Raw genomic sequence first — 19,771 nt, forward strand, 5'->3', positions numbered from 1 at the left:
GGTTCGGGAGGAGTCTAGAACCGCGAGAAGGCCAGCGCCTGGTTAGGTGACCCTAACTAGTAGAGGTAGAAGCGCTGGAACCCCTCGACGGTGCGGAGAAGGCGACCGAAGTCACTCCGGATCAGAGGAAAACAGGAACCCGTCGGGCAGTTGATCACGCAGTGCGCCGCCGGCGGCCCGATCGAGAGCGGCCAGCACATCGGCGACGATCTGTTGCGCGCCCGCCGAATCCGGCCCGGCCAGCGCGCGGATCTGGGCGATCAGCTCGGCCGCGTCCGTGTCGTCAAGCTGTTCTGCCCCGGTCATGCCGGCAGCCTATCTGGGCGAACAGCCCGAAACGCCCAAAATCAGCTAAGTCGCCGACAAAGCACTCAGACTCACTTGAACCAATCGCCCAGGGCGGGCCCACGTTGCCCAGCCGGGCCCAATCGCCCAGAACGGGCCCGCGTTGCCCAGCCGGGCCCACGTTGCCCGCCCGGAAACCAATCGCCGGTCAGTCGCGCACCGCGCGGTGCAGCGCCGCGATCCCGCCGGTCAGGTTGCGCCACGCCACCCGGGACCAACCCGACCGGCCGATCCGCGCCGCCAGCCCGGCCTGGTCCGGCCAGGCCTGGATCGACTCCGCCAGATAGACGTACGCGTCGGGGTTACTGGAGACCGTCCGCGCCACCGACGGCAGGGACCGCATCAGGTACGACAGATAGACCGTACGGAAGGCGGCATTGGTCGGGGTACTGAACTCGCACACCACCAGCCGGCCGCCCGGCCGGGTGACCCGGGCCATCTCCCGCAGCGCCGCCTCGGGGTCGGGGATGTTGCGCAGGGCGAAGGAGATGGTCACCGCGTCGAAGGTCTCGTCGGGGAACGGCAGCCGCAACGCGTCCCCCGCCAGCAGGGGCACGGCGGGGCGGGTCTGCTTGCCGGTCCGCAACATGCCCTGGGAAAGGTCGGCACCCACCGCGTACGCCCCGGACTGGGCCAGTTCCTCGGTGGAGACGCCGGTACCGGCCCCCACGTCGAGCACCCGCTCCCCCGGCAGCAGCCCGAGGGCGGCTCGGGTCGCCCGGCGCCAGCCCCGGTCCTGCCCGAACGACAGCACGGTGTTGGTCAGGTCGTATCTCGCCGCCACGCCGTCGAACATCGCGGCGACCTCGTGTGGCTGCTTGTCCAGGCTGGCGCGCTGTCCGCGCGAAGTACGGCTCACGCCGTCCTACTCTGCCAGCCTGGACTCGCCCCGCCGCCGAAGGGTCAGCCGACGGGGCCGGCAGCGGGGCCGGTAAACACGACGAACCGGTCGACATTGTCGGCAACGTCCAGGTCATGTCCCTGGTTGCCGGTAACCCCATCCGGCAGCGCGCTGTGGTTCGTCGTTGCGCTGGACCATCCCGGCACGATCGCGGAATGAACCTTGTCGCCGGGGTCCCCATCATCCTGCACCGGAATAAGCACCAACGCCGGATAGGTGCAGGTCGCGATACGGCCATTCGGTGAGTATTCGCAGTTGGGCCGGGACTCCGCGAAGGGGAGACATTCGAAGACACGGATTGGATCTAGTGGATTGAACGCCATGGTCACCGCCCTCCCGGATACGCCAATGGGCGGGATGGTCGACCATCCCGCCCACTGGGGCACTCGCCGTACCGGCTCAGTCGGTTGACTCTTCGTCTGCCGGGGTGACCAGCACCACCCGGCGACGACGGGCCAGCAGGAACAGCACCACACCGGCGACCACCACGGCCGCGCCGATCCCACCGATCAGACCCGCCTGGACCCCGGTGACCGGCAGACCGCCGCCACCGCCACCGTCGCTACCGCCGTGCACCGTGATGATGATGGCGGCGGTGTTGTCGGCCGGCTTGCTTTCCGGCGACGGCAGTTCGTTGCTGACCTCGATGGTGCCGTTCGCGGCGACCGGAGCGGAGACGATCCGGAACCGCAGTTTGAAGTCGAATGCCCGCCCCGGCTGGAACTCGCTCTCGAAGGTGCACCTCAGCTCCGCCGCCTCGACGAACTCCCAGTTGCCGGCTCCGTCCAGACAGGTCGGAAACGTGCCCGGGGCCGGCTTCAGCGCGAGCGTGCCGCTCGGTGCCTTGACCCGCAGTCGCGCGCCACCGGTCGCCGGGCCGTTGTTGGCGACATTGAAGGTGACCTCCACCACGGCACCGACCGCGCCCTGTGCCGGAGTGCTGCCGATCGCCAGGTCGATCGAGTTCGCCGAGGCGAAGACCGAGAAGCCGGCACCGTTGTCGCCCGGGTCGGCCTCCCGTCGTTCCCGGTCCTTGGCTTCCGCCGGGCGTACGACCGTGTCGTCCACCGTCGACGCCCGGGCACCGCCCTCGTCCGTCGGGTCGGCGAGGCCGTAGCCGACGACACCGCCCCCACCCAGCGCCATCGGCCCGGGAGCCGTCGGCGACACCTTTACCTTCATCGGCTTCGCCATCTGGAAGACCTCACCGGGACGTACCGTCCGGTTCGGCCGGGTGCAGACCGCGTGGTTGTTGTCGTCGTTGTAGGTGCAGCCCGACCGCCGCTCGGCGAACGTGGTCCAGGACGGCAGGACGATCTCGAACTTGATTCCCTTGGCCGCTCGGCTGCCCTCGTTGTAGAGCGCCCAGTCCAGTTCACCCGTGCCACCCGGGGCGATCGGCGTCTTGGCGATCGGATCGGCGTAGACGTCGTAGGCGACCGCAGCCAGGTCGTAGCCGGCCGGCGCGGCCTGGACATCCACTGTCGTCTTGTTGTTGCTGGTGTCCGGGTCCGCCGTCGCCGAGGTGACCGTGACGGTGAACGAACCGGCGTTGCCCTGCTTCTTGGGCGTGGTGGCGAAGAGCGCCGGAAAATCGTTGAGGGAAGCGCCATCGGCCAGGTCACCCAGGAAGCAGGTGACCTTCGCCGGCCCGGCCGGGTCACAGTCCGGTCCGGACGGTAGGCCGAAGGCAAGCACGTCCTGCTTGATCCTGCTGGCATCGATGGTGACCCGGATTCCCTGCGACACATCCGGGCCCTGGTTGGACAGTTGGATCCGGAACTGTTTGATCGCCGCGTTCTTGACGACCTTGCTGCCACCGATGAACAGGTTGAGGTCCGCCGAGGCGGTGGGTTCGGCAGACGCCGCCGAAGGGGCGGCCACCAGTCCGAGCGTGGCGAGTACGACGGCGAGACCGCCGCCGGCACCCGTACGCAGTGCGTAACGTCTCATCTGACCTCCATGTGAAATGGAGCATGATCGAGCGGCCGTCAGGCGTTCGAAGAGCCATGCGTTTGAAGAGTCATGTGTTCGAAGAACATCGTGGGCGAGCAGCCGAGCCGCCCGCCCACGATGCCGTACCTCAGTTGTCGTGCGTTCCGGCGGTAAACCGGTAGGAACGAGCGTCAGTCGTTCGGCTTCTCGTCGCCCGGGGTGACCAGCACCACCCGGCGACGACGGGCCAGCAGGAACATGACGCCGCCGGCGACCACCACGGCCACGCCGATCCCACCGATCAGACCCGCCTGGACCCCGGTCACCGGCAGACCGCCGCCACCGCCGCCGTTGCCCGCACCGGCCACCACGACCGCGAAGTCGTCGACGTTGTCGGTGAAGTCAACCTCGTCGGCCCCGACGTGCTCGGCGCTGACCATCTTGGCGTTCTTCGGCAGCGGCTTGGCCGCCGACCGACTGACCTGCGGGACCGGCGCCTGCCCCAGGGCGTTCACGGTCCACGACCCGCCGGCGAGCGTCACCGGACCCTCGACGTCCTCGGCCACCCGCACCGGCCAGTAGAAGACGGCACCGAGGTCGCCTTCACCGGAGAACGACTCGGGCATCAGGGTGAAGTCGCGGTAGGTGCAGGTCGCGGTCCGCTTGTCGGCGGAGTAGTCGCAGTCGTCCTCGGTCTCGGCGAAGGTCACCTGCTTGGGCAGTTTCACCTTTACCTGTAGGCCGGCGGCAACCTGATCACCCCAGTTGAAGACGAAGCCGGCCACCAGGGTGCGGTCTCCCGCCCGCAGCTTGGGCAGGCTCTCCTCCTCGTCGGAGAGCAGGTCATCGATCGAGTCAACCTTCGCCTTGACGTCCGGCACCAGGACCCCCAGGTCCACGCCGGGCCATCCGCTGATCATCAGCGGGATGGTCTTGCTGTTGTTGCTCTCGTTGGTGTCGTCCGGCGAGTTGATGGTGAAGGTCACCGGGGCGTGGTACGAAGTCTGGCCAGCTTTTCCCCGGATGACGAAGACCGGCACCTCGAGGGTCTCGCCGGGACCAGGGATGTCCTCAGCAGCGATCTCGCAGGTGAACTGACGCCGCTCGCCCGCTCTACAGTCACCATCGGTCATCGGCATCGCGACGATCCGCTCGCTGTCGACCTTCGATAGGTCGGCGGTGACACTGAGCTTGCTGGGGGTGCCCGTCCCCTTATTGGTGATCTTGGCCCAACCGAGCTTGCCCTCTGCGACCCCACCAACCTTCGTGCCGACGACGGAGAGTTCGAAGTCGGTTTGGGTTCCGGCGGCAGACGCCGGGGCACCGGCCGTGGCGAACACACCGGACGCGAGCAGGGCGGTCGCACCGGCCCGCGCCAGCGCGCGGTAACGAAACTTCATGAAGAGGTCCCCCGGGGGTAAAGGGAAGAGACGAATCGGCACGTTAGCCGTCCCCAGCCGCCGCCCGCTACCCCGTCCCGGGTCCACCATGAGCTGCATGGCTAACGATCACTTAAGGAATGTCCGAGTTGATGACCATTGCCGTAACAGCAATTCGTCAGGCACACCGAACGTGCCTGACGAATTATCGGTTCATCTGTGTAACCACCAACCAAAAGGATGAACAACCAATTCACCTGCGGCTGTCACACAATTACTTTGCGTCCACCAGGGGAAGACTGCGACCCGCGCCGCCACCGGGCAGCGCGATCGAGGAGAAGTGCGAGACGACCCGGTCGTCGGTGGGGTCGTCAGCCGGCGTACGGTGCACCGCCAGATGCCGGTAGCGGGTGTCCCGCTGCGCCGGAATCCGGTCGGCCGAACGGATCATCCAGATCAGCTCGTGCAGGTTGGACCGGTGCCGGGCCCCCGCCGAGGAGATGACGTTCTCCTCCAGCATGATCGAGCCGAGGTCGTCGACCCCCATGTGCAGAGCCAACTGCCCGACGTCCTTGCCGGTCGTCAGCCAGGAGGCCTGTAGGTGCGGCACCGTCTCGAAGAACAGTCGGGCCACCGCGACCAGCCGCAGGTATTCCAGCGTCGTCGCCTGCGTACGCCCCTTGAGGTGGTTGTTCTCCGGCTGGTAGGTCCACGGGATGAAGGCCCGGAAACCGCCCGTACGATCCTGCACGTCGCGGATCATCCGCAGGTGCTCGATGCGCTCGGCGTTGGTCTCGCCGGTCCCCATCATCATGGTGGCGGTGGATTCGATCCCCTGCCGGTGGGCCAACTCCATCACCTCGCACCACCGCTCACCCGACTCCTTGAGCGGGGCGATGGCCTTACGGGGCCGTGCGGGCAGCATCTCCGCGCCCGCGCCCGCGATCGAGTCCAGGCCGGCGGCCTTGATCCGGGCGATCGCCTCGTCGAGGCTGACGCCGGAGACCTTCGCCATGTGCAGGATCTCGCTGGGTCCGATCGAGTGGATGGCGAGCTGCGGATAGGCGCCCTTGACCGACGAGAACAGCTCCTCGTAGTACTCCACGCCGTAGTCCGGGTGGTGGCCGCCCTGCAACATCACCTGCGTCGCGCCCAACTCGACCGCCTCGCCACACCGGCGCAGGATCTCCTCCATCGGGTGGCTCCAGCCCTCCTTGTGCTTGGGCGCACGGAAGAAGGCACAGAACTTACATGCGGTGACGCAGACGTTGGTGTAGTTGATGTTGCGGTCGATCAGGTACGTGACGATGTTGTCCGGGTAGCGCCGCCGACGTACCGCGTCGGCCGCCTCGCCGAGCGCGTGGAACGGCGCCTCGGTGTAGAGCAGCAGCGCCTCCTCGGGCGTGATCCGCCCACCGTCCGCGCCACGCTGCAGGATGCTGTCGATCTCCCGGCTCACCGTCGTCACCCCCCGAGCCTACGTCGCCCCTGTCGTACTGTGCCGGCAGTGGTGGCCCATCTGCGGTCCGGCCCACACCCGCTCAGGCGTCGTAGTCGATGACCACCTGGTCGGTTACCGGGCTGGACTGGCAGGTCAAGACGTACCCGGCGGCCAGCTCGTCCGGCTCCAGGGCATAGTTGCGGGCCATCGTCACCTCGCCAGAGACGACCTTGGCCCGACAGGTCGAGCAGACCCCACCCTTGCAGGCATACGGCAGCTCACCCCGGACCTTCAACGCCGCGTCGAGCACCCGTTCATCCCGCCCCATCCGGAAACTCGACGCCCTCCCGTCCAGCATGATCGTCACGTCGCTGCCGGCCGCCGTCTCAGTCGGCCGCTGCGGCGGCGCGGGCGGTTCGTCGACGTGGAACAACTCCGCGTGTACGGCCTCCGTCGGCACCCCGCGCCCCGCCAGCACCGCCTTGGCGTCGACGACCATCCCGTACGGGCCGCAGAGGAACCACTCGTCGATCAGGCTCGCCGGCACGATGGTGTCCCACAGCCGGGTCAACCGATCGGCGTCGATCCGGCCAGAAAGCAGTGGTGATTCACCCGGCTCTCGGGACAGCACGTGCACCAGGTGCAGCCGGTCCGGATAACGGTCCTTGAGGTCGGCCAACTCCTCCACGAACATCACGCTGCGGGCGTAGCGGTTGCCGTACACGAGGGTGAAGGTGCTGGTCGGCTCGACGGACAGCGCGGTGGCGACCAGCGCGAGCACCGGGGTGATCCCAGACCCGGCGACGACCGCGCCGTAGCGCCGGCTCCGAGCTGGATCGAAGTCCGTGGTGAAGTGCCCCAGCGGCGGCATCACCTCGACGGTGTCGCCGGCCCGCAGGCTGGTGCCGGCGAAGGCGGAGAACGCCCCGCCCGGGATCGCCCGTACGCCGATCCGCAGCCGACCGTGCTCGGCCAGGTCCGCCGGGGTGGAACAGATCGAGTACGACCGACGCGCCTCCGTGCCGTCCGGTTGCCCGTCGACACGTCGTACGGTGAGGTGCTGGCCGGCGCGGAAGGCGTACCGGCTGCGCAGCTCGGGCGGCACCGTGAAGGTGATCGCGACCGCGTCGTCGGTCAACCGGTCGACCGCAGCCACCGGTAACGGGTGGAAGACCGGCCGCCGCCGTACCGGTCGGGTAATGGTCACGCCGGTCATCGCCGGTCCCTCCGCGTCATTGGCGTCCCTGATCTGTGTTCTGTCTCCGTCACAGCGGTTTTACCTGGTCGAACGGCTCCCGACAGGCACGGCAGCGCCACAACGACTTGCAGGCGGTGGACCCGAACCGGCTGATCTGCTCGGTCTCCGCCGACCCGCACTGGGGACAGGGCACCGCCAGCGCGATCGGGATCGGTCCGGCCCGGCGAGCCGGGTTGGGCGGGGCGATCCCGGCAGCGGCCAGCTTCGCCCGCCCCGTCTCGGAGATCCAGTCAGTGCTCCAGGCCGGGGCCACGACCGTCACCACCTCGACGTCCAGGTAGCCGGCCGTGGCCAACGCCCGCCGGATGTCGGCCCGGATCATGTCCATGGCCGGACAACCGCTGTAGGTCGGTGTGATGGTGACGGTCACCCGTCCGGTCTCCGGGTCCTCGGTGACCTCCCGCAGGATGCCCAAGTCGTCGATGGTGACCACCCGAATCTCCGGGTCGACCACCGCCGAGACCGCCGCCCGCGCGCTCACTGCGCCAATCCCTGTTCGCGACTGCGGGGCTCGCTCCGCTCACTCCTCACGCTCACCGTGCCAGCCTCCGTTCGCGACTGCGGGGCTCGCAAGCTCACTCCTCACGCTCACCGTGCTATTCCCTGTTCGCGACTGCGGGGCTCGCAAGCTCACTCCTCACGCTCACCGTGCCAGCCTCCGTTCACGACTGCGGGGCTCGCAAGCTCGCTGCGCTCGCTCACTCCTCGCGCTCACTACGCCAATCCCTGTTCGCGACTGCGGGGCTCGCTCGCTGCGCTCGCTCACTCCTCACGCTCACTGGTGCACTCACCAGTGTGCTCCCGGGTGGGCCCGGTGCAGGACCTGCATCTCGGCCAGCAGATAGGAAAGGTGCTCGGTGTGCAGCCCGGCCCGGCCGCCAGCCGGGGCCCAGCCGTCGGCCGGGGCCCAGCCGTCGGCGGGCCGATCGAGGGTCGCCTGCGCCAGGACCGGCTCCACGATCGCCAACCAGGCGTCCCGGAGGGTGGCCGGCGCGGCACCGAAGCCTGCCTCGTCGAGCCGGCGGGTCAGGTCGTCTGCCTGGAAGAGTTCGTGGGTATAGGGCCAGATCTCGTCGACCGCCGCCTGCATCCGGCGATGCGATTCCGCCGTACCGTCCCCCAACCGGATCACCCACTGCGTGCCGTGGTCGAGGTGGTAGGCCGACTCCTTACGGGCCTTGGCGGCGATGCCGGCGAGCCGCTCATCGGTGGAGGCGACCAGCCAGTCGTAGTGCAGCCGCTGGTAGGCCGACAGGAAGAGCAGTTTGGCGATGGTGACCGCGAAGTCGCCGTTGGGCAACTCCACCAACAGGCAGTTGCGGAACTCCCGGTCGTCACGCAGATAGGCCAGGGTGTCCTCGGTGACCACACCACCGCCGGCCGCCGCCGGTGACTCGCCCGCCTCGGTCATCAGCTCCCCGGCGTACGACAACAGCAGTCGAGCCGCACCGACCTGGTCGAGGGCGATGTTGGCCAGCGCGACGTCTTCTTCCATCTCGGGCGCGACGGACACCCACTCACCCAGCCGCTGGGCGGCGATCAGCGCGTCGTCGCCGAGCCGGAGCAGGAGTTCGGTCAGTTCCTTCTTCACAGGTGGGCCGCCCCGTCGGGCACCTCGTAGAAGGTGGGGTGACGGTAGACCTTGTCCGCCGCCGGATCGAAGAAGGCGTCCTTCTCGTCCGGGCTTGAGGCGGTGATCTGGCTGGCCGGTACCACCCAGATCGACACTCCCTCCTGCCGACGGGTGTAGAGGTCCCGGGCGTTACGCAGGGCCAGTGTCGCGTCCGGGGCGTGCAGGCTGCCAACATGGCTGTGGGCCAGGCCACGCCGGGCCCGGACGAATACCTCCCACAACGGGGAGACCTGCTCACTCACGCTGCCACCTCTGCTCGGGCCGCCTGCTTGGCGGCGTACGCGGCGGCGGCCTCGCGTACCCATGCGCCTTCGGCGTGCGCCCGGCGGCGGTGGTCCATCCGCTGCCGGTTGCACGGTCCGTCTCCGGAGATGACCCGCATCAGCTCGGTGTAGTCCGGCTGGGTGAAGTCGTGGGCCTGCCGCTGCTCGTTCCACCGCAGCTCGGGGTCGGGCAGCCCCAGGCCGAGGATCTCGGCCTGCTGGACGCACATGTCGACGAACCGCTGCCGCAGTTCGTCGTTGGAGAAACGCTTGATCTTCCAGGCCATCGACTGGGCGGAGTGGGTCGAGTCGGCGTCCGGCGGACCGAACATGGCCAACGAGGGATACCACCACCGGTCGATCGCATCCTGGGCCATCGCCTTCTGGGCGGGGGTGCCGTGGGACAGCGTGTGCAGGATCTCGTATCCCTGTCGCTGGTGGAACGACTCCTCCTTGCAGACCCTGATCATGGCGCGGGCGTATGGCCCGTACGAGCAGCGGCACAATGGCACCTGGTTGACGATCGCTGCCCCGTCCACGAGCCAGCCGATCGCGCCGACGTCCGCCCAGGTCAGCGTTGGGTAGTTGAAGATCGAGCTGTATTTCTGTCGGCCTTCGAAGAGCAGGTCGACCAGTTCGTCCCGGGTCACGCCGAGCGTCTCCGCCGCAGCGTAGAGATAGAGGCCATGTCCGGCCTCGTCCTGGACCTTGGCGAGCAGGATCGCCTTGCGCTTGAGCGACGGCGCCCGGCTGATCCAGTTGCCTTCCGGCTGCATGCCGATGATCTCGGAGTGAGCATGCTGCGCAATTTGCCGAATCAGAGTTTTTCGGTATGAATCCGGCATCCAGTCGCGAGGCTCGATCTTCTGATCCGCCCCGATCACAGCATCGAAGTACTCCTGGAGATCACTGTCGGCACCGGGTGACCCACTGGCCGCCAATCCACGGACGGCAGCGGCCCGCAGGTCCGCCTCTGCCGCCTCTACCTGATCAAGCAAGCCGGTGGCCGAACCCTCGTCAGCGCCGGGGAAGTCGTTGCCGTACACGACTCAAGTGTTACAGCTCTCATGCCACCAAGCCAAGATGTGTCACAGAGAAGAAGGTTGACCACGGAACGTCTACTTTCCGGACACTCATCGTTACGACACCGTCAATCGCAGGTGCAAACCAGTCCTAACTCGACAAATGACACTGATCACATTGGCAAGCATCTCCGGCCCCACCAACCCCGTTAGCGATCAGGAGAGACGCGCTCGGCGAAACCCGGGCCCGTCGCGCTCTGGCGTGTCGCAACCGGAGACGTAAACTCCGACTAGCGCTTGACCAGGGCAATCGCACATCGACGAGACATCGTCCTGTGGGCTTGCCGCTCCCCGAGCCATCCACACAGACAACTGCCTGAGCCACTCGCAGGACCTGCGGGAGGCTCCTGGCACGCGCCCATATCCCCCGCCCGGAGGCCGCCCGACACCGCCGCACACCTGGCCGCTCGGCCCCAACCCGTGGAGTTCCCCCACCATGCGTTCTCGTCTCACGCTGGCACTCACGCTGGCGGCAGTCGTCCTCGTAGGCGCATGGCTGATCCCTACCGCGTACGCCGAGCTGACCAGCCGCGACGACGGGGACCGCATCGGTACGGGGCAGACGCTGGCAACGCCAGATCCGTCGATGGCAACCACGGCTCCGCCTACGCTGGCACCGGCCGAGGTGTCGGTCGCCACTGACGGCTTCCTGTCCTGGGCGTTACTCGAACGGCGGACGGGCACGATCTCCGGCTCCCGGAACATCACCGCCACCAGCTCGACCGAGTCGATGATCAAGATCTGGATCGTCTCCGACGTGTTACGCCTGTTGGGTGACCGGTCACCCACGCCGCAGATGCTGAAGTGGGCCAGTAGCGCGATCCGGGACAGCGACGACGACGCGACCAACGCGCTGTACAACCGCGGGGGTCAAGCTAAGATCATCACTCGCATGATCAAAATATGCGGTTTGACCGAGACCAGGGCGATCGCGCCTCGGGGGACCACCATCTGGTGGAGTTACACTCAGATCTCCGCCCGGGACGCGGTACGCCTGGGAGAGTGCGTCAAGAACGGGAAAGCAGCCGGTCCGAAATGGACCGAATGGGTGCTGGACGAAATGAGCAAGGTGCGCGGCACCACCGCGCCAGCCGACCAAGAAGCTCGTCGGGGTGGCGGTCGCTGGGGCATCATCGACGGCCTGCCGGAGGAGATCAGATCCGGGACTCGGATCAGTATCAAGAACGGTTGGACGGCGATCGGCGCGGATCAGTCGTGGCACGTCACGTGCCTCGCCATCGCCGACGACTGGGTGTTGTCCGTACTGATGCGCTATCCGACAGCGAACGGCCTCGACCATGGTGCGCGGGTCTGCGCGAGCGTGACGAGTCAACTGGTCACCACCCGCCCCCGCACCGACGTCGAAGCCCCCCGACCAATTGAATTGGCGCTGAACGCGCCCCAGCCAATTGGAAAGGACTAATGGCAGTCAACCCTCGGAAGGCTCCACCTCGCAGCGGCGACGCGACGCCGCTGCGCCTCGCCATCGTCATCGGCGTACTGGTGGTGTTCGTGCTGGGCGCACTACGGCTACTCCCCGGGTCGCCGTTCGCGGTCTCCGCCGCCGCCACCTGGGGCGAGTCGAACAGCCAGGGGCAAGGGGGCTCCGATCCCGGCGTGCGGCCAACCCCCACCCCCACGACGCCCCCACCACCACCGCCGCTGCCCATCAAGGCGGGGTCCGTCGAGATCGACACCACCGGCTGGTACTCCTGGGCCATGCAGGACACCCGCAGCGGCGAGATCTGGGGCTCCGACAACATGGCGCAGACCAGCACCACTGCCTCGCTCATCAAGGCATGGATCGCGGCCGACTATCTTCGCCGGCTGGACGAGAAGGGGCAGGAGCCGACCAAGGCCCGCCTCCAGCAGGTGACCATCATGGTCCGGGACAGTGACAACGATGCCGCCTCGGCCCTCTGGACCCAGGTCGGCGGCTCCGCCACGGTGAAGCGCCTGATCAGCATCTGCAAGCTGACCGACAGCAGCACCCACCAGAACAACTGGAGCATCACCCGGCTCTCCCCCCGGGACATCACCCGGATGGGTGCCTGCATCGCTGACGGCCGCGCCGCCGGCCCGAACTGGACCAAGTGGCTACTGGACGAGATGCGCGCCGTCCGGGGCGTCGGCGACTTCGGCATCCGTAAGGCGTTCCCCGCCACGGAGCGCAAGGAGATAGCCATCAAGAACGGCTGGGTGGTCCGCGACGAGGAGGGCACCTGGCACATCAACTGCCTGGCGATCGGTGACGGCTGGACCATGGGGGTGATGGCTCGCTACCCGGCCGGCAAGGGGTACGAGCACGGTGCCAAGATCTGCCAGAGCGTCGCCCAGCAGCTCATCGCCGCCGCCAGCACCAGCACCTCCGCGAGCACCAGCGCCAGCGCCGACACCAGCCCTTGATCCGACCACACCAAGGTTCGACCCGGCCGGTCGGGCTAGTGCTCTGACCACAAACGGTCGCCGGGTTAGTTAACGGCTTCGCCGCTAGGTCATCTCGTCGTACGGTGTGGCGATGGCCAGGACGGCTCTTGGACGGTTCCGGTGGCGAACGAATATTCGGAGAGGGCTGCCGTGGTTCCTGGTGAACCGTGGCCTGGCGAGTAAGGGCACGGCCGACTGCGGTGATCATGAGTGGTACAAGGCTGACAATGAGGTCGAGCGCTGTTACCACTGCATCGTGGGACAGCGGCCCTATGATCCGGCGCACTTCGGGCAGACCGATTGACCAGCTGGTTGCGTGTTCAGGCTGCGCGGGCAGCTGCTTGGCCCCAGCGCCGTTGGCGCTCGCTGTGGACGCGGGCGCGTTCACGACGTTGGGCTGCTAGGACGTCGGGGTGGCGGGCGTTGGTGCTCTGCCAGCGCAAGTTTTGATGTAGGCGGCGGGTCAGCGCGGTGTGGCTTTGGTGGTCCGAACCGGCGATCACGAAGGTGCGTAGCGGCCCAAAATGCGCCCAGCACAGCCGCACCGTCGAGCCAGTCCCACGGCGCCGTGCGCTGCAACCGTTGACCCTCTTGATCATTCAATCGGCGTACTCGAACAGGTTCTGCCACCCACCCAGCCGGAGACCACCCACGCCGCCGCGCTTGCAAGCACAGCGGCGTGTCATACAACACCGGGAACGTTTGCAGTCAGGGCACTAGCCAGCGAAGAAGGCCCTCTCTGAGCTTAAGCCGGCCTAGCCGGTGAAGAAGGCCGGACCGTCGGTGGGCAACTCCGGCACGGCCCCCCGTGCGGCGGCCCGCCGAGCGAACTCCCGTAGGCCCGCCACCTGACGGTCACCGAGCGAGAAGTCCAGTACCCGGAAATAGTTTGCCAGGGTGGCCGCGTCGAACGGCTCCCACCGGGAGGCGGCCTCGGCCACCTTGTCCAACTCGGCCAGGCAAAGGTCCCGGGAGCGGAGGAACGCCTCGTGCACCTCCTTGACCAGGCCCGGGTGGGCGGCGGCGAAGTCCCGGCGTACCGCCCAGACGGCGAAGACCATGGGCAGTCCGGTCCACTCCCGCCAGGCCTGCCCGAGGTCGGTGACCTCTAGGCCACGACCGGGCGCTTCGTAGAGCGCGCGCAACGCCACGTCACCGATCAGCACCCCAGCATCCGCCTCCAGGAGCATCTGGGTCAGGTCGGGCGGGCAACTGAAGTATTCGGGATGGACGCCGTGACGATCGGCGAGCAGCATCTGGGCGAGGAGCACTCCGGTACGGGAGGTGGAACCCAACGCCACCTTGGCACCGTCGAGTTCGGCCAGCGGACGGGTGGAGACCACGTTGACCGATAGCACCGGGCCGTCGCTGCCCACCGCCAGATCCGGCAGGAGCAGCAGCTCGTCGGCGTGCCGTAGGTATTCGACATGCGTGATGGGTCCGATGTCCAGGTTTCCGGCGACCAGGTCGGCACTGAGCCGTTCCGGGGTGTCCTTGTGCAGGTCGACGTCGATCAGGGCACCGGAACGCATCAGCCCCCAGTAGATCGGTAGGCAGTTGAGGAACTGGATATGCCCTACCCGGGGTCGCCGAGAATCCGTCATGTCTCGACCGTATCCGGCCCTTCCGGACACCGCTCAGGCAGCCGGTCGTGCAGTGGCGTACTCCGCATCCACCTCGGCCTGCGACTAAACGCATCGCCCCCTGCCACGCCGAGGCGTAGGATCGACGGCCGCGCGAGGCGCGTATCTCCCTCGATTGGGCACAGCCGGCACCGCGACGACGGAGCAGCCGGGCGGCCCAGGTCAAGCGATCACAAACGAACGCACCGGAAGGTCCGTCGCATGACCCTGTCCGCCCAGCAATCCGATGCCGTTGTCGATGACGATCTTGGAAGTCAACTAGCTGCCGAACGAGCCCACCTCGATCTTTCCCGGGCCGCCCTACACCGGATGCGCGAGCGTGCCGAGGCGTTGTTCAGCGCCGGTGGCCAGGTGGCCGGTGACCCGTACGCGGCGGAGATGCTCGGCCGTACCCTGTCCCGTCGGGTCGCCGAGCTGGCTGACGACCCGAGCACGCCGCTCTTCTTCGGCAAGCTCGACTTCGGCGGCACCCCTGACAGCAGCGATCCCGACCGCACGGATCCCGACCGAAGAGAGCCGGACAACCCTGATCACGCGGACCACGCGGGGCGGTCGTATCACATCGGGCGGCGGCACATCACCGACGAGGTGGGCGAGCCGCTGGTGTTGGACTGGCGGGCCCCGGTGTCCCGGTCGTTCTACCGAGCCAGTGTGCGTGACCCGCAGGGCGTGGCTACCCGTCGCCGGTTCGGCTTCGGCGCGGGCGTACTGACCAGCTTCGAAGACGAGCACCTGGACCGGGGCGAGGAGTTGGGCACCGCCTCCCGCATCCTCACCGCCGAAATCGAACGCCCCCGCGTCGGGCCGATGCGCGACATCGTCGCCACCATCCAGCCCGAGCAGGACGAACTGGTCCGCGCCGACCTGGCCGACTCGATCTGCGTGCAGGGTGCGCCGGGCACCGGGAAGACCGCCGTCGGCCTGCACCGGGCCGCCTATCTGCTCTATCTGCACCGGGAACGGCTGCGCCGCTCCGGGGTACTCGTCGTCGGGCCGAACCGGGCGTTCCTGTCGTACATCTCGGCGGTGCTACCCGCCCTCGGCGAGGTGGAGGTCGCCCAGGCCACCGTCGAGGACCTGGTCGCGCGGCTCCCGGTCCGCGCCACCGACGACCCGGCCGCCGCCGTGGTCAAGCACGACGCCCGGATGGCCGACGTGCTCCGCCGGGCCCTACACGGGTACGTCTGCAAGCCCGAGGAGCCGATCGTCGTATCCGACGGTTCCTACCGTTGGCGGATCGGGGCGGACGCGCTGCGTCGGGTGGTCGACGAGGCCCGCCGGGAGGGGCTGCCCTACGGCACCGGCCGCGAGCGGGTCCGGGCCCGGGTGGTGGGCCTGCTGCAACGGCAGTCCGAGGCTCGACGGGGCGACTCCCCCAGCGACGCGTGGCTGCGCAGGATGGGCAAGGCGAAACCGGTCGCCGAGTTCCTGGACGCGGTCTGGCCGGCGGTCACCCCGGAAGGGCTGCTGTTCACCCTCTTCTCCGACGCCGCTGCGCTGGCCACCGCCGCCGGTGACCTGCTCACCGCCGAGGAGCAGGCACTGCTGCTCTGGTCCAAGCCGCCACGGTCGGCCAAGGCCGCGAAGTGGAGCGCCGCCGACGCCGTACTGATCGACGAGGCGGTCGGGCTGATCGAGCGTACGACCAGCTTCGGGCACGTCGTGGTGGACGAGGCGCAGGACCTGTCGCCGATGCAGTGCCGGGCGGTGGCCCGACGCAGCGAGCACGGGTCGATCACCCTGCTCGGTGACCTGGCCCAGGGCACCGCCCCGTGGGCCGCCACCGACTGGCGGGTGTCGCTGGACCACCTCGGCAAGCCGGACGCCGCCGTGGTCCCGTTGACCGTCGGGTTCCGGGTACCGGCCGCGGTGGTGACGTTCGCCAACCGGCTGCTGCCGGCGCTGGCGGTGGACGTACCGCCGGCCGAGTCGCTGCGCCGTGACGGGGCGCTCGACATCCGTACCGTGGTCGAGCCTTCCGGGGTGGACGATGCGACGGTGGCCGAGGTGCGGGCGGCGCTGGCGCACGACGGCTCGGTGGCGGTGATCGCCGCCGACGCGGCGGTGGAGCGACTGCGGACAGTGTTGACCGACGCCGGAGTCGAGGCCGGCACCGCCGAGGATGTCGAGTCGGTCGCACGGGTCACCGTCGTCCCGGCCACCCTGGTCAAGGGCCTGGAGTATGACCATGTGATCGTGGTCGAGCCGGCGCAGATCGTGGCCGCCGAGCCGCGTGGCCTGCACCGTCTCTACGTGGTGCTCACCCGGGCCGTCTCCCGGCTCGCCGTCGTGCACGCCGAACCGCTCCCCACCCCGCTTTGATGTTAGGAAGGGCCCCTTCTTATCGCTTTTTGTATAAGAAGGGGCCCTTCCTAACACCTCAGCGCCAGCGCAGCAGCGCGATCCGGCCGCGCTCGCCCGAGGCCCAGCAGGCACCGGTGGCCACGCATTCCACCGAGTCGAAACTGCCGGCGTCGAACCGCTGCCAGTTGCGCCCACCGTCGTAGCTGATGTCGCTGCCGGTCGGCCCGACTGTCAACGCCGTCTGCCCACCACGCCGGGTGACCCAGGCCGCCCCGGACCGGTACGCATCGGGCTGCCGTCCGGCCAGCGTCCAGCTCCGGCCACCGTCCCGGCTCACCGCCGCGCCGTCCGGGGCGCTGGTCGGCGTGGTGTAGTCGCCGCCCAACGCGATGCCGTGCCGACCGTCGCGGAACGCCAACGTGTAGATGCCGGCCGACGGGCCGCTTGGCACCGGGGTGTCCGTCACCCGCCAGGTACGGCCCCGGTCGTCGGTACGGAACACCCGCGCCTCGCTGCCGCCGCCGGTGGCGATCCACGCCGTCCGGTCGGCACCGTGACCGGCTACCGAGCGACCGCCATGGTCAGCGTCTCGGTGGGCACCCCGGTCGGCGGTGACCAGGCAGGTGCCGCTGGCCGCGAAGGCGAACTCGCCCGCCAGGGCGGCCGGCATCCCGGCCGACGGCAGCACCGCCCAGGACCGACCGCCGTCCGAGGTGGACAGGATGCGGAACTTGCCGTCGACCGGGTCGGAGAGGGCCAGGCCGTGCCGGCGGTCGAAGAAGGCCATGCAGTCGTAGAAGGCCCGCTCGTCGTCGTTGCGGAACGTTTCGGTCCAACTCTGTCCGCCGTCGTTGGTGCGGTAGATCCGCGAGTCGCCGCCCGTACCGATGGAGAGGATCACCGCGTGGTCGGCGTCGAACGCCTCGATGTCGCGGAAGTCCAGGGCCGACACCCCCGCCGGCCCGACCTGCTGCCAACTCCGACCACCATCGACGGTACGCAGCACGGTGCCGCCACTGCCGCTGGCCCAGGCCACTCGCTCGCTGACCGGGGCGAGTCCGCGTAGCCGGGCGGTCGAGCCGGTATCCCGCAGTTGCCAACTCGGGTCGGGTCGCCAGGCGAAGCCGGAGGTGGTGGCCAGCACCGCGACGGAGAGGGCGAGCGCCGAGAGCACACGTAGCCGCATGGCCCCGGAACGTACCGGATATCGGCGTTCTTGAAAATAGCTGGCGGCTTCTACGGTGGCTCGCCCCTCGCGAAAGCGACTGTCGGAGCATCGCCGGTTTGTGTCCGAACTGGTCGGTCGCGAATGGCGTTCACGGCGCGACCCTCGATTGTTGCCGGCCCACGCAGCCGCAGGTGGTGAGGGTGGCGCGGGTCGATTTTGATATCACGTATGGCGATACGGCGACAGCGGGCTGTCATGTCGATATCTGGCCGCTGGTGCCGACACGATCGGTGTTTTACGATCTTGAAGTTTCGCCTGTTGATCAGGCCGAACTTCTACGGATGGAGAAGAGATGCGGATCGCCCTTCGCCGCCCTGGCACCCGTGTTAGCGCGACCCTCGCCGCCGTTGCGGTCGCTGCCGGTGTGGTAGTCGGAGTGGCCTCGCCCGCGCACGCGGACTACACCAGCCCGCTCTACAAGACGTTGGCCGCCTGCAAGGCCGCCCGGCCCACGTACGTCTCGTCCTGGACATCGCCCGGACCGTGCTACCCGATGTACAACTGGAACGGCACCAAGCGGGTCGGCTACGCATTCAAGGTGACGACCCGGGGCTAGCACATCCGGTTCTGGTCCAACCCGGCAGCGGGCAGACCGCTTGACCAGGCGCCGTCGACTGCCCGAGCAAAGAGGTGGCCGGTGGCGCCTACCAAGTTCAGCAAGCCGTTGCGCCAAGCTTTCCAGCCCTACGCTGTGAGCCGCCGCCGACACTGCCCGGTGGCAGCATCCGTTACAGAGGTTCGGGGAGTTCGGCTACCACCTGGAAACCGCCGCACGGCCCGGCCTGGGCCACCAGCGTTCCGCCCGCCTCGGCAAGTCGTTCCGCCAAGCCTTTCAGCCCGTTGCCGGAGATCTCGGCAGGCTGACCCGTCGGGCGGGACAAGGGCGAGGGTGAGGGTGAGGGTGAGGACAAGGGTGAGGTGGTGCCGTTGTCCGTGATCTCCAGTCGGATTCGCCCGGGGTCGTGCGTCAGGACGATCGCGACCTGGGTCGCGTCGCTGTGCCGGATGATGTTCGTCGTGGCCTCACGTACCACCCAACTGAGCACGGTCTCGGCGTCGGGGGCGAGCGGTGGGCCGGTGAGCTGAACGTCCTGCGTGACACCTGCCGTGGTCAGTGCCGACCGGGCGCGGTCCAGTTCGGCGGCCACGTTGCTTTCGCGATACCCCGAGACGGCTTCCCGGATCTCGGTCAGCGCCTGCCGGCCGACGGTCTCGATGTCGGACGCCTGGGCGAGCGCCTGCGCCGGATTACGGTCCATCAGTCGGCGTACCGCTTCGGCCTTCACCACGATGACCGACATGCTGTGTCCGAGCAGGTCGTGCAGGTCGCGGGCGAAGCGCAGGCGTTCCCGATCCACAGCGGACCGGGCCAGTTCCTCCCGGGTCCGGCGCAGTTCCGCCGTGGTCGCGGCGAGACCGATGATGGCGGCTGTCACCAGGCCGGAGATAAAGGTGCCGTACCCGTTGATCATTGCGGCCAGCGGGTCGTGGTCCCGCTCCCCGGAGATCACTCCCGCCGAGCCACCCAGGACGATCAGCGCCATGATGAGGTGCTGACCTCGGAGTACGGCACCGCAGGCCAGCGCCAACGGCATGAACAGCTGGATCCAGCTGCCGCCGTACGCCAGGGCGAGCGGGTAGGTGACGGCGGCCTGCGCGGCAAGCAGAATCAGCGTGGTCCGGTTGGCGCTGCGGCGAGGATCGAACGCCCGGTACGCCACCACGACGTAGAGGGTGACGAAGGCCAGTAGGCCGGCACCGCCCAGCCAGGGCGGGGACACTTCGCCGCGGATCAGGTCAGCAACGGAACCGGCGGTCAGCATCAGCCACGGGAGGAAGGCGGCCCCGCTGGTCAGCTCTGGCAGTTTGTCGACGTCGACGTTGGCGTTCGGATTCGGCCACCAGCGCTTCTTCATGCCCATCCTGCTCGAC

Annotated in this window: 18 protein-coding genes and 1 pseudogene; 4 read left to right on the top strand and 15 right to left on the bottom strand. The window is 68.3% G+C overall.

Annotated features, from left to right (window positions below):
- Positions 1-111: 111 nt before the first annotated feature.
- The 11 genes from FHR38_RS11310 to paaA all read right to left on the bottom strand — a co-directional run bounded on the left by FHR38_RS11310 (position 112) and on the right by paaA (position 10,201).
- Positions 112-306 (bottom strand): DUF2267 domain-containing protein, encoded by a 195-nt coding sequence (locus tag FHR38_RS11310; protein ID WP_184534626.1) that lies wholly within the window; start codon positions 304-306, stop codon positions 112-114.
- A 187-nt stretch (positions 307-493) separates the two neighbouring features.
- Positions 494-1,204 carry a demethylmenaquinone methyltransferase gene (locus tag FHR38_RS11315; protein ID WP_184534627.1) on the bottom strand — a complete coding sequence of 237 codons (711 nt, stop codon included), beginning with the start codon at positions 1,202-1,204 and terminating at the stop codon, positions 494-496.
- Positions 1,205-1,248: 44 nt separating this feature from the next.
- Complete coding sequence (locus FHR38_RS11320) at positions 1,249-1,575, bottom strand: hypothetical protein (protein ID WP_184534628.1); 327 nt, start codon at positions 1,573-1,575, stop codon at positions 1,249-1,251.
- 70 nt (positions 1,576-1,645) lie between these two features.
- The gene (locus FHR38_RS33200) at positions 1,646-3,199 is read right to left on the bottom strand and encodes a DUF11 domain-containing protein (RefSeq protein ID WP_221448993.1); all 1,554 of its coding nucleotides are present in this window, start codon (positions 3,197-3,199) and stop codon (positions 1,646-1,648) included.
- A gap of 173 nt (positions 3,200-3,372) precedes the next feature.
- The gene (locus FHR38_RS11330) at positions 3,373-4,581 is read right to left on the bottom strand and encodes a hypothetical protein (RefSeq protein WP_184534629.1); all 1,209 of its coding nucleotides are present in this window, start codon (positions 4,579-4,581) and stop codon (positions 3,373-3,375) included.
- Positions 4,582-4,834: 253 nt separating this feature from the next.
- Entirely contained in the window at positions 4,835-6,028 is a 1,194-nt protein-coding gene (mqnC, locus tag FHR38_RS11335; protein WP_184534630.1) for a cyclic dehypoxanthinyl futalosine synthase, read from the bottom strand.
- A 73-nt stretch (positions 6,029-6,101) separates the two neighbouring features.
- Complete coding sequence (paaE, locus tag FHR38_RS11340) at positions 6,102-7,217, bottom strand: 1,2-phenylacetyl-CoA epoxidase subunit PaaE (RefSeq protein WP_184534631.1); 1,116 nt, start codon at positions 7,215-7,217, stop codon at positions 6,102-6,104.
- Between the two features lie 49 nt (positions 7,218-7,266).
- Entirely contained in the window at positions 7,267-7,740 is a 474-nt protein-coding gene (gene paaD / locus FHR38_RS11345) for a 1,2-phenylacetyl-CoA epoxidase subunit PaaD (protein ID WP_184534632.1), read from the bottom strand.
- 306 nt (positions 7,741-8,046) lie between these two features.
- Positions 8,047-8,850: a 1,2-phenylacetyl-CoA epoxidase subunit PaaC gene (gene paaC, locus FHR38_RS11350; RefSeq protein ID WP_184534633.1), complete on the bottom strand. Its 804-nt coding sequence runs from the start codon at positions 8,848-8,850 to the stop codon at positions 8,047-8,049.
- Positions 8,847-9,134 (bottom strand): 1,2-phenylacetyl-CoA epoxidase subunit PaaB, encoded by a 288-nt coding sequence (paaB, locus tag FHR38_RS11355; protein WP_184534634.1) that lies wholly within the window; start codon positions 9,132-9,134, stop codon positions 8,847-8,849. Before paaB ends, paaC begins: the two co-directional genes overlap by 4 nt.
- Positions 9,131-10,201, bottom strand: coding sequence for a 1,2-phenylacetyl-CoA epoxidase subunit PaaA (paaA, locus tag FHR38_RS11360; protein ID WP_184534635.1), 1,071 nt, complete (start codon positions 10,199-10,201; stop codon positions 9,131-9,133). Before paaA ends, paaB begins: the two co-directional genes overlap by 4 nt.
- Positions 10,202-10,673: 472 nt before the next feature.
- Between paaA and FHR38_RS11365 the strand changes: the two genes are divergently transcribed.
- Both FHR38_RS11365 and FHR38_RS11370 read left to right on the top strand, forming a co-directional pair.
- Positions 10,674-11,660 carry a serine hydrolase gene (locus FHR38_RS11365; RefSeq protein ID WP_184534636.1) on the top strand — a complete coding sequence of 329 codons (987 nt, stop codon included), beginning with the start codon at positions 10,674-10,676 and terminating at the stop codon, positions 11,658-11,660.
- On the top strand, positions 11,660-12,643 hold the full coding sequence (locus FHR38_RS11370) for a serine hydrolase (protein WP_184534637.1): 984 nt from the start codon (positions 11,660-11,662) through the stop codon (positions 12,641-12,643). The genes FHR38_RS11365 and FHR38_RS11370 overlap by 1 nt, the downstream gene beginning before the upstream one ends.
- A 341-nt stretch (positions 12,644-12,984) precedes the next feature.
- Here the strand turns inward: FHR38_RS11370 and FHR38_RS32140 are convergent.
- Together FHR38_RS32140 and FHR38_RS11375 are read right to left on the bottom strand one after the other, a co-directional pair.
- Positions 12,985-13,194: pseudogene (locus FHR38_RS32140) on the bottom strand (IS630 family transposase); the annotation flags it as partial.
- Positions 13,195-13,419: 225 nt separating this feature from the next.
- Positions 13,420-14,268 (bottom strand): menaquinone biosynthetic enzyme MqnA/MqnD family protein, encoded by an 849-nt coding sequence (locus FHR38_RS11375; RefSeq protein WP_184534638.1) that lies wholly within the window; start codon positions 14,266-14,268, stop codon positions 13,420-13,422.
- A gap of 240 nt (positions 14,269-14,508) precedes the next feature.
- Here FHR38_RS11375 and FHR38_RS11380 point away from each other — a divergent pair, with 240 nt between their 5' ends.
- The gene (locus FHR38_RS11380) at positions 14,509-16,629 is read left to right on the top strand and encodes a HelD family protein (RefSeq protein ID WP_184534639.1); all 2,121 of its coding nucleotides are present in this window, start codon (positions 14,509-14,511) and stop codon (positions 16,627-16,629) included.
- 58 nt (positions 16,630-16,687) lie between these two features.
- On the opposite strand, the gene FHR38_RS11385 is transcribed toward FHR38_RS11380, so the two are convergent.
- Entirely contained in the window at positions 16,688-17,797 is a 1,110-nt protein-coding gene (locus FHR38_RS11385) for a WD40/YVTN/BNR-like repeat-containing protein (protein WP_184534640.1), read from the bottom strand.
- Between the two features lie 334 nt (positions 17,798-18,131).
- Here FHR38_RS11385 and FHR38_RS11390 point away from each other — a divergent pair, with 334 nt between their 5' ends.
- Positions 18,132-18,395 carry a hypothetical protein gene (locus tag FHR38_RS11390; protein WP_184534641.1) on the top strand — a complete coding sequence of 88 codons (264 nt, stop codon included), beginning with the start codon at positions 18,132-18,134 and terminating at the stop codon, positions 18,393-18,395.
- 172 nt (positions 18,396-18,567) lie between these two features.
- Here the strand turns inward: FHR38_RS11390 and FHR38_RS11395 are convergent, their stop codons facing one another.
- Positions 18,568-19,755, bottom strand: a complete 1,188-nt coding sequence (locus tag FHR38_RS11395; protein ID WP_184534642.1) for a sensor histidine kinase — start codon at positions 19,753-19,755, stop codon at positions 18,568-18,570.
- Positions 19,756-19,771 lie beyond the last annotated feature (16 nt).

This window comes from Micromonospora polyrhachis (assembly GCF_014203835.1).
Classification (GTDB): Bacteria; Actinomycetota; Actinomycetes; order Mycobacteriales; family Micromonosporaceae; genus Micromonospora_H; species Micromonospora_H polyrhachis.